Below are 14449 nucleotides of genomic sequence, written 5' to 3' on the forward strand. Positions count from 1 at the left end.
GTTCATGACGACGGCGACCAGGCGAGGCATCCTCGCCGTGGTCACCGCCCTCGTGCTCGTCGCCCTCGGTCTCGGCGTCGCGTACGCGGTGGGCGACGCGCTCGGCATCCGCACCGAGCCGAGCGAGCAGATGCGGCCGGCCGCGGCCGGCGTGCCCGAGGTCGCGCCGGCGGCGGCACCGCCCGAGTTCACGATGCTCGACGTGCCCGAGACGGCACGGTTCGGGGTCGCCGTCGACGAGCTGCGCGACGCCGTCGCCGACGCGTCGGCGCGCGAAGGCGAGGCACAGGTCTCGGTCGAGCTGATCGAGGGGCAGGAGGCCGATTCCGGGCCAGGCGACGACGGGTACGAACTCCGCGGGGATGCCTCGACGCTGCGCATCGTCGCGTTCACCGAGGTCGGCGCGGTTCGCGCGATCTACGACCTCGCGGCGCAGGTGCGTGCGGGCGCACCCGTCGCCGACCTCCTCGGCGTGCACGAGCCCTCCCGGCTGCCGCTGCGCATGACCGACCTCGGCGCCGTGGGCGTCGAGCCCGACCCGGCCGAATGGCAGTCGGGCGACGACTACTCGCACGCGTCGAAGGCCTTCGCCGGCGTCGTGCAGCCCGAGGCGCCCTACATCGACGAGACCGCGCTCGCCGCGGCCTACGACGATTTCGAGGCGTTCCTGCGACACTCTCTCGCGAACGGGTCGAACGCCGTCGCCTTCCCGGGGTTCGTGGAGTTCGCGACCTTCGACGACGCGCCGGGCGGCCCGGTGTATGCCGAGGGCGACGAGCACCGCGACCGCGCCCTCGCACTCCGGGCGGCGTTCGCCCCGTTCTGGGAGCGCGCCGACGAGCTCGGCGTGCAGGTGTTCCTGCGTACCGACATGCTCGCCCTCACCGCTCCGCTCGAGCGGGCCCTCACCGAGCGGTTCGGCTCGCTCGACACCGAGGACCCCGAGTTCTGGGGCGTGTACACCGCGGGCCTCGACGAGTTGTACGCGGCCGTGCCCGCGCTCGACGGCGTGCTCATACGGATCGGCGAGGCCGGTGCGATCTACGACGTGGGCGGCTGGGACTCCTACTCCGCGCTGAAGGTGACGACGGTCGAGGCGGTGCGCGCGATGCTCGGGGCGTTCACCGGGCAGGCCGAGGCGACCGGTCGTGAGGTGATCTTCCGCACGTGGAGCGTCGGCGTCGGCGCCGTCGGCGACATGCACACCAGCGACGCGTCCTACGAGGCGGTGCTCGGCGGCGTCGACTCGCCCGCGCTCATCGTGTCGACCAAGTACACGCTCGGCGACTTCTACAGCTGGCTTCCGCTCAACCACACGCTCGAGCAGGGGTCCCAGCGTCGCATCGTCGAGTTCCAAAGCCGGCGCGAGTTCGAGAACTTCGGCGCCTTCCCGAACGACCTCGGCACGCAGTACCAGTGGGCGCTCCAGCAGTTGCTCGCGGCGAACGACCGCATCGAGGGCGTCTGGGTGTGGACGCAGGACGGCGGCCCGTGGCGCGCCGGACCGATGTCGCTCTACCTCAAGGCGGGGTTCTGGCAGCTGTACGAGCTCGACACGCAACTCGCGACCGACCTCGCTCGTGATCCCGACGCCGACGTCGCCGCCATCACCGCGGCATGGGCGCGGGAGTGGTTCTCCGACGACCCCGGCACCGTCGAGGCGATCGTCGACGCGATGACCCGGTCGCGGACGGCGATCGAGCAGGGCATGTACCTCGAGCAGTTCGCGGAGCAGCGTGTCTTCGCCATCGGCCTCGAGCCGCCGCCCATGATGTGGATCTTCGAGTGGGACATCCTCACGGGCGACTCGGCGGTCCTCGACGTCATGTACTCGATCGTGCGCGACTCGGCCGGCGGCGGCGGCGGCGTCGACGGCATCGAGGCGGCGATCGCGAGCGGCGCCGAAGCGGTGGGCGCGGTCGAGCAGATGCGCGAGATCGTGGCGAAGACGGATGTCTCGAGCTGGCGCTCCCCGGAGCTGAGGGAGGCGTTCGTCTCGACCCTCGACTACGAGCTCGGAACCCTCCGTCTGCTCGCGGCGTACCGCGCGCTGATCCTGCACCAGGGGCAGTGGCACGATACCGGCTCGCCCGAGGCCCGCGCGGCGTGGGAGTCCGACCGGAACCGCTTCGACGAACTCGCCGCGGAACACCTCGCCCGATACGACGGCGACCTCGACCACCCCGCCTTCAACCTCACCGCCGCGCAGCTCGGCGTCGATCGCGCCGAGCGCGACCCCGCCATGGCGTGGGCGGCGCGCGGGCTGCTCGTGCTCGCCCTCGCCTGGGTGGTGATCGGCATGCTCGCCGCGCGGACGCGGCTCGTCGCGAAGCCCGGCGCCACGGCGGCGCGCGCAACCTGGGTGGCCTCGACACGCCCATGGCGGGCCCGCGAGTCGACCCTCGGCCTTCTGGAACTCGATCGCAGGCTGCTGTTCCTGGTGCCGGTCGCCCTCCTCGTGGCGACCCGCGCCGTGCAGACGTCGTTCCTGTCGTGGACCCATCTCGCGGTCGTGATCGGCGCGTGGACCGTGTTCGCCGGCGTGCTGCGCCTGTGCGTCCGTCGGCGCTCGCCCTGGCCCGTGATCGCGGCGGTCGGCGGGGTCGTGGTGCTGCGCTGCATCGTGACGCTCGTCGCGCTGTCGTTCACCGGGCCCGGCGGCTACTGGTTCGCGTTCTGGACCGACCCACCGCTGCGTACCGGCTACATCGTGCTCGCGTTCGCGCTCTTCGTCTGGGTCTTCGTCGTCGCCGGCTGGACGCTCGCGACGCAGGTCGGCGCCAGGCGCGCGACCGGCTTCGTGCTCGCGGCGGTCGGGGCGGGGCTCGTCGTGCCGTCGTTCGTCATCGGGGTGATCGGCCTCGAGCGCGCGCTCACGCTCTGGAACGACGAGCTCGGGCTCTTGCCATGGGGCCTCGCGCGCATCCTCGGCATCACGACCTACCTCGACATCCCGGGCGAGGCGGCCTGGTTCGCGGCCGCGCTCGCGTCCGCCCTGCTCGTCATCGGGGCGCTTCTGGCGCTGCCGCGGCGCAGGGGAGCCGCCGCGCGCAGCTGACGCACCGCGCCCGGGCGGCGCGCAGCCGCGCGACCCTGGTACGACGCCGTCAGGCCGCGCGTTCGGGTTCTGCAGGCGTGGGCTCGACGGGCGCGGACGCCGAAGGTTCGGGCACTGCGGACGCGGGCTCGCCGACGATGGGGTCGCCGAAGAGCGGTTCGGCGAGTCCGTTCGACGCCGGCGCGCGTCGGCTCTTGCGGGCTCGGTGAGCACGCACCTTCGCGCGGTTGCCGCAGCGCTGCATCGAGCACCAGCGGCGGGTCGCGGCGCGCGAGGTGTCGAGGTACACGACGTCGCAGTCGTCGCCCGAGCAGGCGCGGATGCGTTCGAGGTTGACCGGGCCGAACAGGTCGACCGCGTCACGGGCGATCGTCGACAGCGCCTGCGGCACGGTGTGCACCGAACGGCCCGCCTGACGGGAGCCGCCCGCGAGCGAGGGCGGGACGTCGGGCGTCGCCGCATAGAGGTTCACGACGTCGACGTCGCCGGCACGCGGCGCCTCGCGGCGGCTGGCGGCGAGGGCCATGCGCGCGATCGAGTCGCGGAGCGCGACGGCGTCGAACAGGTCGCGAGATCGAGCGGCGCCGACGGGGACCGGGAATCGTTCACGGAGCCAGGCGGTGAGGTCGTCGGGGGAGTGGAGGCGTTCGACGCCGGCTCCGGCCGCGGTGCCCCCGATCGACCCGGTCGTCGCGAAATCGAGCGCGAACGAACCTGAGTCGAACCACCAGCGGACGCCCTCGGCGGGAATGAGCCACTGCCCGATGGGAATCGAGACGGTGGAGACGGGCATCCGTCCAGCGTAGTGGTTCGCCGGGCTCAGCCGACGGCCGCGCTCGCGGCCCTGCGGCGCACCGCGGGGGTGATCTCGCGGTGGTGCCAGACGATGAGATTGGCCCGATCGAAGCCTCGTCGGCAGAGCCCGCAGCTGAGTGCCCGGGTCGGCTGTCGGTAGCGGAAGTGCTCGTGCCCGGCCGGGCAGTTGCCGACCCAGGGCGCGAGCTCGTGGGCGACCTCGCCGTCGTGCGTGCGGCGCCCGATGTAGCCGAGTTCGGCGCCGACGGCGGCCCACTTCGGCCCGTGCGCCGCGCGCGGGCCCGCGATGGCGTGGGCGACCTCGTGCAAGAGGATCTGGTGGATCTCGTCGTCGTCGTAGCGGGCCGCCAGGTAGCGGGACACCGAGATGCGCTTGGCCGTGTAGTTGCAGAGACCCGCGCGCTTCTTGGCGTTGTCGAACTCGAAGCTCCACACCGCCGGGTCGAGATGCAGCACGATGAGCGCCTCCGCCCACCGTCGCACCCGCTCCAGATCCGCCATGGGATGAGAATAGCCCCGGCCGGCCACACGGGGGAGGGGTTCGCGACCCCCGAACGGGGCAGAGCCGCCACCGCATCGGTGTTCGCCACGATTTCGGGCGGCGCAGGGGACAACGGCCCGATCCTGTGCAGATCTCCGATTTCATGGCGGCGCGATCAGCTCATGGCGGCGTGATCAGCTCGCGGCGGCGCGATCAGCCCGTGGGCGCCAGCCCCACGGCGAACAGCCGGTCGTCGCCGTCGCGCGGCGAACCTCGCCCGTCGGTGTTGTTGCCGATGAACCAGAGCCCGCCGTCGGGTGCTGCGGCGACATCGCGGATCCGCCCGAACTCCCCGACGAACCAGGCCGTCGACGCGAGGTCGCCGGCGCCGGTCGCGGGGGCGATCGTCCACAGCCGCTCGCCGCGGAGTGCGGCGAGGAAGAGCGTGTCGCCGATCGCGGCGAGACCGCTGGGGCTCGCCTCCCCGGTCGCCCACTGCTGCACGGGATCGGTGAAGCGCGGATCACCGGCTGCACCCTCGACGATCGGCCAGCCGTAGTTGGCACCGCGTTCGATGCGATTGAGCTCGTCCCACGTGTTCTGGCCGAACTCCGCGGCCCACATGCCGCCAGAGGCATCCCACGCGAGACCCTGCGGATTGCGGTGACCGATCGACCAGGCGAAGTTGCCGAAGGGGTTGCCCGGGGCGGGTTCGCCCTCGGGGTCCATTCGCAGGATCTTGCCCGAGAGCGAGTCGGGGTTCTGCGCGGCATCGCGGACGCCGGCGTCGCCGGTCGTCGCGTACAGCAGTCCGTCGGGGCCGAACGCGAGGCGTCCGCCGTTGTGGTTCCCGGCCTTCGGGATGCCGGTGAGGATCTCTTCGGGCGCCCCCAGCGAGAGCGAGCCCCGGGCGCCGTCGAGCGGCATCCGCACGATGCGGTTGTCGTTCGCCGCGGTGAAGTACGCGTAGACGTACGGCGGCCGGTCGGCGTCGCCGGGCAGCAGCGCGAGCCCCATCAGTCCGCCTTCCCCGGCGGCGGCGACCCCCGGCACCTCGGTCACGACGCGGAGCGCGCCATCGGGCAGCACCTCGACGATGTCGCCGCGATCGCGCTGCGAGACGAGCGTGCCGCCGCCCGGCAGCACGAGGATCGACCACGGCGCATCGAGCCCCTCGGCGACGACCGACACCTCGCCCGTCGGCTGCACCGCCTCGGGCGCCGGCGGCTCGCTCGGAGTCGGGGGCGAGGTCGCGCTCGCCGAGGGTGCGGGCGTCGGCGTGCGGGTCGGCGTCGCCGCGGGTGGGTCGGCCGTGCAGCCGAGGAGCACCGCGAGCAGGGCCGCCGAGCATGCGGAGCCGAGCACGCGACCCGCGATCGGATGCCGGGGGAACGGGCGGGGCCTCACCGAGGCATCCACCGCCACGTCGCCGTCTGCCCGTCTCATGCCGCCTCCCAACCCCCAGTCTGCGCGCCGCAGCGGCAGAATGGGAGGATGCGGCCCGCGATCGACCTCAACAGCGACCTCGGCGAGTCGTTCGGCGCCTGGCGCGTCGGCGACGACGAGACGATGTTCGGCCTCGTGTCGAGCGCGAACGTCGCGTGCGGGTTCCACGCCGGCGACCCGGCCACCATGCTCGAGAGCGCCCGCCGCGCGGCGCGCCACGGCGTCGCGCTCGGCGCGCACCCCGGCTACCGCGACCTCGTCGGCTTCGGCCGGCGCGCGCTCGACGTCGCCCCCGGCGAGATCGCCGCCGAGCTCGTGGCGCAGCTCGGCTCGCTCGACGCCCTCGCCCGCCTCGCGGGCACGCGGGTGCGCTACGTGAAGGCGCACGGGGCGCTCTACCACCGCCTCGTCACCGACCGGCCCGCGGCGCACGCCGTCGCCCGGGCGATCGCGGCCTACGACCCGACGCTCGCGTTGCTCGGTCCGCGGGCGAGCGAGATCGAGGCGGCGGCGGATGCCGCGGGGCTCGTCTTCGCCCGTGAGGCCTTCGTCGACCGCGGCTACGCGGCCGACGGCTCGCTCAGCCCCCGCGGTGAGCCCGGTGCGATCATCGACGACCCCGCCGCCGCCGCCGACCGGGCGCTCGAGCTCGCCGAGACGGGCGGCCTCGTCGCCGACGACGGCAGCCGGCTCGAACTCGCCCCCGACTCGCTCTGCCTGCACGGCGACACCCCCGGCGCGGTGGCGATCGCCCGCGCCGTGCGGGCCGCGCTCGAGGGCGCCGGCTGCCGAATCGAGGCGTTCGTGTGACGAGGCGCCTGCTGCCGAGCGGCGAGTCCGCGCTGCTCGTCGAGTGCGACGGGCTCGACGAGGTGCTCGCCCTCCACGATGCGCTCGCCCCCGAGCGTCGGCCCGGCGTGATCGAGCTCGTGCCCGCTGCTCGCACGCTGCTCGTCGTGGTCGACCCGGCGGTGCTCCCGCTCGAGTCGCTCGCGACGTGGCTGCGGCGCATCAGGGTCGACGATGCGCCGGCGACCGATGCTGCCGCCTTCGGCGAGGCGGTCGTACCCGTGGTCTACGACGGCGACGACCTCGACGAGACCGCGGCCCTGCTGCACGTCTCGCCCGAGGAACTCGTCGCCCGCCACCTCGCCGCGTCGTGGCGGGTCGCCTTCGGCGGCTTCGCCCCCGGATTCGGCTACCTCGTGAGCGACGACTGGTCCTTCGAGGTGCCGCGACTCGGCGCACCGCGCGCACGGGTGCCCGCGGGAGCCGTCGCGCTGGCCGGAGCCTTCGCCGGCGTCTACCCGCGGCAGAGCCCGGGCGGCTGGCGCCTCATCGGCCGGACCGATGCGGTGCTCTGGGATGCCGGGCGGCCGGAGCCCGCCGTGCTCGCGCCCGGCCGACGGGTGCGTTTCGAGCGGGTGCGCGGATGACCCGCGCCCTCGTCGTCGAGCGGGTGCGCGGATGACCCGCGCCCTCGTCGTCGAGTCCCCCGGCGCGCTCGCCCTCGTCGAAGACCTCGGTCGGCCGGGCTTCGCCCACCTCGGGGTGACGGGCTCGGGGGCCCTCGACCGCGGCGCAGCCCGGCTCGCGAACCGGCTCGTGGGCAACCGCGACGGCGACGCGATCGTCGAGGTGCTGGTCGGCGGGTTCCGGGCGCGGTTCACGGGCGGCGACTGCTGGTTCGCGGTCGCCGGCGCCTGGGGCCCGGTCGTCCTCGACGGGCGCACGGTGGCGCCGTACACGGCGGTGCGAGCCCCCGACGGCGGCGTGCTCGAGCTCGGCCCGGCCGTGCGCGGGCTCCGCTACTCGCTCGCGGTGCGCGGCGGCATCGACGAGGCGCCGGTGCTCGGCTCGCGTTCGCGCGACACGCTCTCGGGCATCGGCCCCGAACCGCTCGCGCCGGGGAGGGTGCTCGCGATCGGCGCCGAGCCCGAGGCATCCGTGCCGCTCATTGACCAGGAGGCCGCGTTCGCACCGCCCGACGGAGCGGTGACTCTGGCCCTGCGCCCGGGCCCGCGCGCCGACTGGTTCACCGACGCGGCCGGGGCGACGTTCTTCGAGGCGTCCTGGCGGCTCTCGGAGCAGGCCGACCGCATCGGTGCGCGGCTCGTCGGCCCGACGCTCGAACGGCGCGATGCCGGTGAGCTCGCGAGCGAGGCGACCGTGCCGGGTTCGGTGCAGGTCGCAGGCGACGGGCGGCCGACGATCCTGCTCGCCGATCGACCGGTGACGGGCGGGTACCCGGTGATCGCGATCGTGGCGCTGTCGTCGCTCGACGCGGTCGCGCAGTTGCGGCCGGGGCAGGAGCTGCGCTTCCGGCACGCCTGACTCCCCGCTGGAAACTACTCTTCACAACTTCGAGTGAGTATGGAAGTATCTTCCAAAACCCCACGACTCGGAGGATCGAAGATGCCCCTCGACGACACGCACGACGACCACGCGAGGCACGCGAGGCACGCGATGCACCTCGATGGCGGAGACCCTCCGGCCGTTCCCGCTGGAGTTCTCCACCGCCGCGGCTTCCTCACCCTCGCCGTGGCCGGCGTCGCCGCATCCGCGTTCACCGTGACGGTGGGCAGCCTCGCGCCGACGCCGGCGTTCGCCGCGGGCGCGGCAGCGGGCACCGCCGGCGCCGAGACCGCGGCGGGTCCGCGCAAGCGCGAGCTCCGCGCCATGTGGATCTCCTCCGTCGTCAACATCGACTGGCCGAGCCGCACCGGACTCACCGCCGATGAGCAGCGTGCCGAGTTCGTCCACTGGCTCGACGTGGCCCGGCAGTTCAAGCTGAACGCGGTGTTCGTGCAGATCCGGCCGACGGCCGACGCGTTCTGGCCCAGCCCGCTCGAACCGTGGTCGCAGTACCTGACGGGGGTGCAGGGGCAGGATCCCGGCTACGACCCGCTCGCCTTCATCGTCGAGGCGGCGCACGCCCGCAACCTCGAACTCCACGCCTGGGTCAACCCCTACCGCGTCTCGATGCAGGCCGACCCGGCGAAGCTCGTGCCCGAGCACCCCGCGCGCGTGCACCCCGAGTGGGCGTGGGCGTACGGCGGCAAGCTCTACTTCGACCCCGGACTGCCCGAGGTGCAGGAGCACATCCAGCGCGCCATCCTGCACTCGGTCGAGCACTACGACCTCGACGGCGTGCACTTCGACGACTACTTCTACCCCTACCCGGTCGCCGGTCAGACGGTGCCCGACGCGGCGACCTTCGCCGCGCACGGCGGCGGCTTCGACGACGTCGCCGACTGGCGGCGGCACAACGTGGACACCTTCGTCAGCTCGATCTCCGAGCGCATCAAGGCGTTGAAGCCGTGGGTGAAGTTCGGCATCAGCCCGTTCGGCATCTGGCGCAACCGCGCGACCGACCCGCGGGGCTCCGAGACGGGCGGATCGCAGTCGTACGACCTCCAGTTCGCCGACACCCGCAAGTGGGTGCTCGAGGGCTGGCTCGACTACATCAACCCGCAGATCTACTGGCAGATCGGACTCGCGGTCGCCGACTACGCGAAGCTCGCGCCCTGGTGGGCCGACGTCGCCGCGACGTCGGGCACGCACCTGTACGTCGGGGAGGCGCTCTACAAGGTGACCTCGGGAGCGTTCACCGACCCGGCCGAGCTCTCGAACCACCTCACGCTCGGCCGCGAGATCGACGCGGCGGGAACGCCCGTGCACGGCAACGTGTACTTCTCGGCGAAGCACGTTCCGGCCGACCCGAAGGGGTCGATGTCGCGGGTGCTCGCCGACCACTACGCGCACCCGGCGATCGTGCCGGCGATGGAGTGGCTGCCGGCGACGGCGGTGCGGGCTCCCGTGCTCACGCCCCCCGTGCGCGGCGACGCCGGCGTCGAACTGCAGTGGCAGGATGCGGCGCCGCCGACGAGACGGGCGACTTCCTTCGCCGTCTACCGCGTCGAGGGCGACGGCGTCGGCATCGACGTCGAGGATGCCACGGCGCTCATCGCGACCGTTCGTGCGAGTGGGGGCGTGGTCCAGCGATTCGTCGACGACTCGGCGGAGGTGGGCCGCTCGTACACGTACGCGGTGACGGCGCTCGATCGGGTGTGGAACGAGAGCGCGCCGAGCCGGGTGCACTCGGTCGGCTGAGCCGCCACGGATTCGGGGATCGCCACGACTTCGGAGCCGATCGGGCGAGTCGGTCCGATCTCGTGGCGATCGCCGATCTTGCGGCGCGGGGCGGGTGAGGCGGAGCGGGGCGTCAGCGCCCGGGCTTCGCGAGGAAGATCGAACGCGCGGGCGGTGGCGACGGCACCGCGGTGGCGTCGGTCACGATCGGGGCGCCGGCGATGAAGCGGCGGAGCTCCTCGCCGTCGACGAGCTTCGCCGGGGCCGGGTCGCTCGCGAGGCGGCGCGGCAGTTCGTCGAACGGCAGCGGCGCGTTCGAGGCGTACATGACGACGTTGCCGAAGCGGCGGCCCTTCAACATGCTCGCGTCGGCGGCGATCGCCACGTGCGCGAAGACGTGCGCGAGGGTCGCCGCCTGCGATCGGGCGAAGGCGAGGCCCGCGCCGTCGGCGACGTTCACGGCGACGATGCCGCCTGGGGCGAGTCTCGGGGCGATGAGTTCGTAGAATTCGACGCTCGTGACGTGCGCGGGCGTGCGGGCGCCGGAGAAGATGTCGACGATCGCGAGGTCGACGGCGCCGTCGAGCCCGCCGGGCAGCTTCGCGACGACCTCGCGCGCATCGCCGTGGCGGATACGGAGTTGCGCACCTCGCGGCAGCGGCAGGTGCTCGCGCACGAGATCGACGAGCTCGGACTCGAGCTCGACGACCTGCTGACGGGAGCCGGGCCGGGTCGCGATGACGTAGCGCGGCAGGGTCAGCGCCCCGCCGCCGAGGTGTACGGCGGTGATCGGCTCGCCCGGTTCGCGCACGAGGTCGGCGGCGTGCCCGATGCGGCGCACGTACTCGAAGCCGAGCCAGTCGGGCCGCTCGAGCTCGACGTGCGACTGCGGCGTGCCGTCGACGTAGAGGGTCCACGAACCCGGTGTCTGCCGTGACTCCTCGAGCCGGGCGAGGTGGCCGCTCACGGCGAGGCGGCGTTCGAACGAGTCGTCGGGGGAGGGCACGAGGCCACGCTACCCGCTCGCTCAGCAGCCGCCCCACAGCACGAAGTCGAGTCGTTCGCCCGTCAGCACCTCGGCCGGGTGCGGCCCCTGCGCGAGCAGGCGCTCGCGCAGGCCGGGCGGCAGCTCTCCGCGTGCCGCGACGAGCACGGCGTTGCCCTCCTCGGCACCCGAGAGCACACTCGGATCGCCGGCGACGAGAATCGCCGCGGCAGGGTCGGCCCGTGCGATCGCACGGGCCTGGTCTCGGAGCCGGCCGAGCCCTGCCGCGTCGGCCACGTTGACCGCGAGCACGCCGCCGGAAGACAGGAGCCGGAGGCATCCGCCCATGAAGTCGACGGTCTCGACGAACGCAGGTGCCTCCAGGCGCGAGTAGAGGTCGACGATGACGAGGTCGAACGGCCCGTCGACGGTCTCGATGACGGATGCCGCGTCGCCGACGACGAGCTCGATGCGCGCCCCCTCGGGCAGCGGCAGCCGCTCGAGCACCGTGTCGAGCAGTTCACGATCGAGTTCGACGACGAGCTGACGAGCGCCGGGGCGCGTCGCGGCGACGTAACGGGCGAGCGTGAGGGCGCCGCCGCCGAGGTGCAGTACCCGAAGCGGTACTCCGGGTGCACCCGAAGCATCGATGACGTGCCCGAGGCGACGGGTGTACTCGAAGAAGAGGTGGGTCGGGTCGAGGAGGTCGACGTGCGACTGCGCCGTGCCGTCGACGAGCAGCGTCAGCCCGTGCTCCGAGAACACGTCGGCGCCGAACTCGATGTGTGCCGCCATGACGGCATCGTGCCACGGATGTCGCGTCGGCGGATGCGGGCGCTCCCCGAATCGCCGGCGCTGAGTCGACTGATCGGCACCTGACTCCGCCAATCGGTAGCCGACCGCCCCGGATGTGCGATCGATCGCTCGAAGGCGCCTCCTCGGCGCGCGCCGATCCGTACGGGCGCGCGGGGGGCGGCCGTACCAAGGGCGTCGGGTTCGGGACTTGACATACATCCGATGACTGTGGTTCACTCATGCTGGTAATTACACAAGTCACTTGCGTAATTTCTGATTCGCGGGACATCGTCCCGAAGAACCTCGATGGAGCGGCGAATGGAATCACGAACGCACGAGCACCGGCTGGGCGCCCTCCGCAGGTCGAACACTGCTCGTTGCGCGCTCCACCTGCGCGACATCGGCCCCGCCTCGGTCTCGGAGGTCGCCCAAGCCACAGGCCTGTCGCGCCCGACCGTCGAAGCCGCGTTCTCCGACCTCGCCGGTCGCGGACTGGTGGCGACGAACGAGACCAACGGCCACCGCGGCGCAGGTCGGCCTGCTCGCGTCTCGCGCTTCGTGGGCAACGCCGGCTACGTCGCGGGCGTCGACGTCGGTTTCGCCGGCATCCGCGTGATTCTCGCCGATCTCTCCGGCACAGTGGTGGCCCGCGTCGAACATCGGGGTGAGGTTCCGGCCGACGGCGGAATGCGCATCGACGCCGTGCGTGCGCTGATCGCCGACGCGCTTCGTGTCGCCGATGCGCCCGCGGAACGCCTGCTGTTCGCCCATGTCGGGGTCACGGGCTTGGTGAGGGCCGACGGTCGCATCTGGATCTCGCACGGGTTCCCCGACTGGGAAGGTGTCGACGTCGGTGGCGAGCTCGCGAAGCAGATCGGCTGCGCGGTGTCCCTCGACAACGATGTGAACCTCGCGGCCCTCGCGGAGCAGCGGCTCGGCGCAGCTCATCTCGCCGACGACATGCTCTTCGTCTTCATCGGCGGCCAGATCTCCGCGGGACTCGTCCTCGACGGGCGGCTCCGGCGTGGCAGCCACAACGCTGCGGGCGAACTCGGCGACGCGAGCCTCCGGGTTCCGCTCGACGAGCGCGGCCACCTCGTCTGGCGTTCGGCCCCGAGCGCTCGCAGCGTGTTCGAAATGGCAGATGCGGGCGATGCCGGTGCCGTGGCCGAGGTCGAGACCTTCGTCGCGGGCCTCGCCGACACGGTCGTCGTGCTCGCCCAGACGATCGACCCCGACCTCGTCGTCATCGGCGGCCCGATGTCGCGCGCAGGCGACCGGCTCGTGACGCCGCTCAACGAGCGGGTGGCCGGCCTCGTCTCGCTGCCGTTCGCCCCGACGATCGTCGCTTCGCGACTCGGCATCGACTCGATCGCGTTCGGGGCGCTGTCGCGGGCGTTCGACCTCAGCTCGGAGCTGGTCTACGGGGTCCACGAGGTGCCGATGCCGGCGCTGCGCCGGCCCGACGGCGGCGACGCGCTCGACTCAGAGGGAAAGGACTTCGAATGGTGAACCTCGACGAGCCGGCGCGTCCGCTCCGGCTTGCCGTGATCGGATGCGGCGCGAGGTCGAACCTCGCAGTTCATGCTGCGGCCTCGGGGCTCGGTGAGATCGTCGCGCTGGTCGATCCCGACCCGGCGGCGCTCGCGCGCGGGAACGACGCGCTCTCGGCCACCGCCGAGGCGTTCGCGAGCACTCGTGACTTGCTCGCATCGGGCGACGTCGTCGACGGGGCCTTCGTGCTCACGCCCGACGACACGCACGCCGAGGTCGCCGTGGAGCTGCTCCGTGCAGGCGTCGCCGTCTACCTCGAGAAGCCGCTCGCCACCACCACGGAAGACGCCGACGCCGTGCTCGAGGCTGCCGTCGCCGCCGGGGCGAAGCTCTACGTCGGCCACAACATGCGCCACATGGCGGTCATCCGCACGATGCGCGACGCCATCGCGCGCGGCGAGATCGGCGAGGTCAAGGCGGTCTGGTGCCGTCACTTCGTCGGCAACGGCGGCGACTACTACTTCAAGGACTGGCATGCCGAGCGGGCGAGGTCGAACGGGCTGCTGCTGCAGAAGGGCGCGCACGACCTCGACGTCATCCACTGGCTCGCGGGCGGGTATACGACCCGTGTCGTCGGCATGGGCGGCGACACCCTCTACGGCGGCATCGCCGATCGGCGCGACAACTCCGACCGCACGATGCCCGAGTGGTTCAGTCTCGACAACTGGCCGCCGCTCGAGCAGCGCGAGCTCAACCCGGTGATCGACGTCGAAGACCTTTCGATGGTGCTGATGCAACTCGACAACGGGGTCTACGCCTCGTACGAGCAGTGCCACTACACGCCCGACTACTGGCGCAACTACACCGTCATCGGCACGAAGGGCCGGCTCGAGAACTTCGGCGACACCGACGGCGGAGTCGTGCGCGTCTGGAACGAGCGGCGCCTCTACCGGCCCGAGGGCGATCTGGAGCATCCCATCGTCGGCGACCAGGGCGGACACGGCGATGCCGACCTCCGCACGGTCACCGAGTTCCTCCGCTTCGTGCGCGAGGGCATCCCCACCGAGACCTCGCCCATCGCCGCACGTCACGCAGTCGCGACGGCGGCGGCGGCGACGGACTCGCTTCGAAACTCATCGGAACCCCGAGACGTTCCTGCGCTGCCCTCGGGCGTCGCCGGCTACTTCGAAGGGCCCGGAGACCCGGTCGGCGCGGCGCACACCGCGCCGACCGGTGGGTGACTCGTCACCCGCAATCACCTGCAATCGGGCGATCCCGCCCA

General features: G+C 72.6%; 12 protein-coding genes. 7 read left to right on the forward strand and 5 right to left on the reverse strand.

What is annotated here, in order from left to right:
• Positions 1–4: 4 nt before the first annotated feature.
• A complete protein-coding gene (locus tag H516_RS0110575) occupies positions 5–3058 on the forward strand; it encodes a hypothetical protein (protein ID WP_022889691.1) in 3054 nt (1017 codons plus the stop codon).
• Between the two features lie 49 nt (positions 3059–3107).
• On the opposite strand, the gene H516_RS19630 is transcribed toward H516_RS0110575, so the two are convergent.
• The 3 genes from H516_RS19630 to H516_RS0110590 form a co-directional block, all read right to left on the reverse strand.
• On the reverse strand, positions 3108–3851 hold the full coding sequence (locus tag H516_RS19630) for a CGNR zinc finger domain-containing protein (protein ID WP_022889692.1): 744 nt from the start codon (positions 3849–3851) through the stop codon (positions 3108–3110).
• Between the two features lie 26 nt (positions 3852–3877).
• Positions 3878–4375, reverse strand: coding sequence for a SprT-like domain-containing protein (locus H516_RS0110585; protein ID WP_022889693.1), 498 nt, complete (start codon positions 4373–4375; stop codon positions 3878–3880).
• Between the two features lie 193 nt (positions 4376–4568).
• Positions 4569–5801 carry a PQQ-dependent sugar dehydrogenase gene (locus H516_RS0110590; RefSeq protein ID WP_084620634.1) on the reverse strand — a complete coding sequence of 411 codons (1233 nt, stop codon included), beginning with the start codon at positions 5799–5801 and terminating at the stop codon, positions 4569–4571.
• A 48-nt stretch (positions 5802–5849) separates the two neighbouring features.
• Here H516_RS0110590 and H516_RS0110595 point away from each other — a divergent pair, with 48 nt between their 5' ends.
• The 4 genes from H516_RS0110595 (at position 5850) to H516_RS0110610 (ending at position 9914) form a co-directional block, all read left to right on the forward strand.
• A complete protein-coding gene (locus H516_RS0110595) occupies positions 5850–6611 on the forward strand; it encodes a LamB/YcsF family protein (protein ID WP_022889695.1) in 762 nt (253 codons plus the stop codon).
• Positions 6608–7237, forward strand: coding sequence for a 5-oxoprolinase subunit B family protein (locus H516_RS22400; RefSeq protein WP_033197102.1), 630 nt, complete (start codon positions 6608–6610; stop codon positions 7235–7237). The genes H516_RS0110595 and H516_RS22400 overlap by 4 nt, the downstream gene beginning before the upstream one ends.
• 31 nt (positions 7238–7268) lie before the next feature.
• Positions 7269–8135: a 5-oxoprolinase subunit C family protein gene (locus tag H516_RS22405; protein ID WP_026378670.1), complete on the forward strand. Its 867-nt coding sequence runs from the start codon at positions 7269–7271 to the stop codon at positions 8133–8135.
• 81 nt (positions 8136–8216) lie between these two features.
• Complete coding sequence (locus H516_RS0110610) at positions 8217–9914, forward strand: glycoside hydrolase family 10-like protein (protein WP_022889696.1); 1698 nt, start codon at positions 8217–8219, stop codon at positions 9912–9914.
• Positions 9915–10026: 112 nt separating this feature from the next.
• Here H516_RS0110610 and H516_RS0110615 read toward each other — a convergent pair whose 3' ends face one another.
• Together H516_RS0110615 and H516_RS0110620 are read right to left on the reverse strand one after the other, a co-directional pair.
• Entirely contained in the window at positions 10027–10899 is an 873-nt protein-coding gene (locus H516_RS0110615) for a spermidine synthase (RefSeq protein WP_022889697.1), read from the reverse strand.
• 21 nt (positions 10900–10920) lie between these two features.
• Positions 10921–11673: a spermidine synthase gene (locus H516_RS0110620; protein WP_022889698.1), complete on the reverse strand. Its 753-nt coding sequence runs from the start codon at positions 11671–11673 to the stop codon at positions 10921–10923.
• A 318-nt stretch (positions 11674–11991) separates the two neighbouring features.
• Here H516_RS0110620 and H516_RS19635 point away from each other — a divergent pair, with 318 nt between their 5' ends.
• Entirely contained in the window at positions 11992–13185 is a 1194-nt protein-coding gene (locus H516_RS19635) for an ROK family transcriptional regulator (protein ID WP_051138795.1), read from the forward strand.
• The gene (locus H516_RS19640; RefSeq protein ID WP_051138796.1) at positions 13179–14408 is read left to right on the forward strand and encodes a Gfo/Idh/MocA family protein; all 1230 of its coding nucleotides are present in this window, start codon (positions 13179–13181) and stop codon (positions 14406–14408) included. The genes H516_RS19635 and H516_RS19640 overlap by 7 nt, the downstream gene beginning before the upstream one ends.
• Positions 14409–14449 lie beyond the last annotated feature (41 nt).

Origin of the sequence: Agromyces italicus DSM 16388, assembly GCF_000421545.1 — a bacterium.
GTDB classification, from domain to species: Bacteria; Actinomycetota; Actinomycetes; order Actinomycetales; family Microbacteriaceae; genus Agromyces; species Agromyces italicus.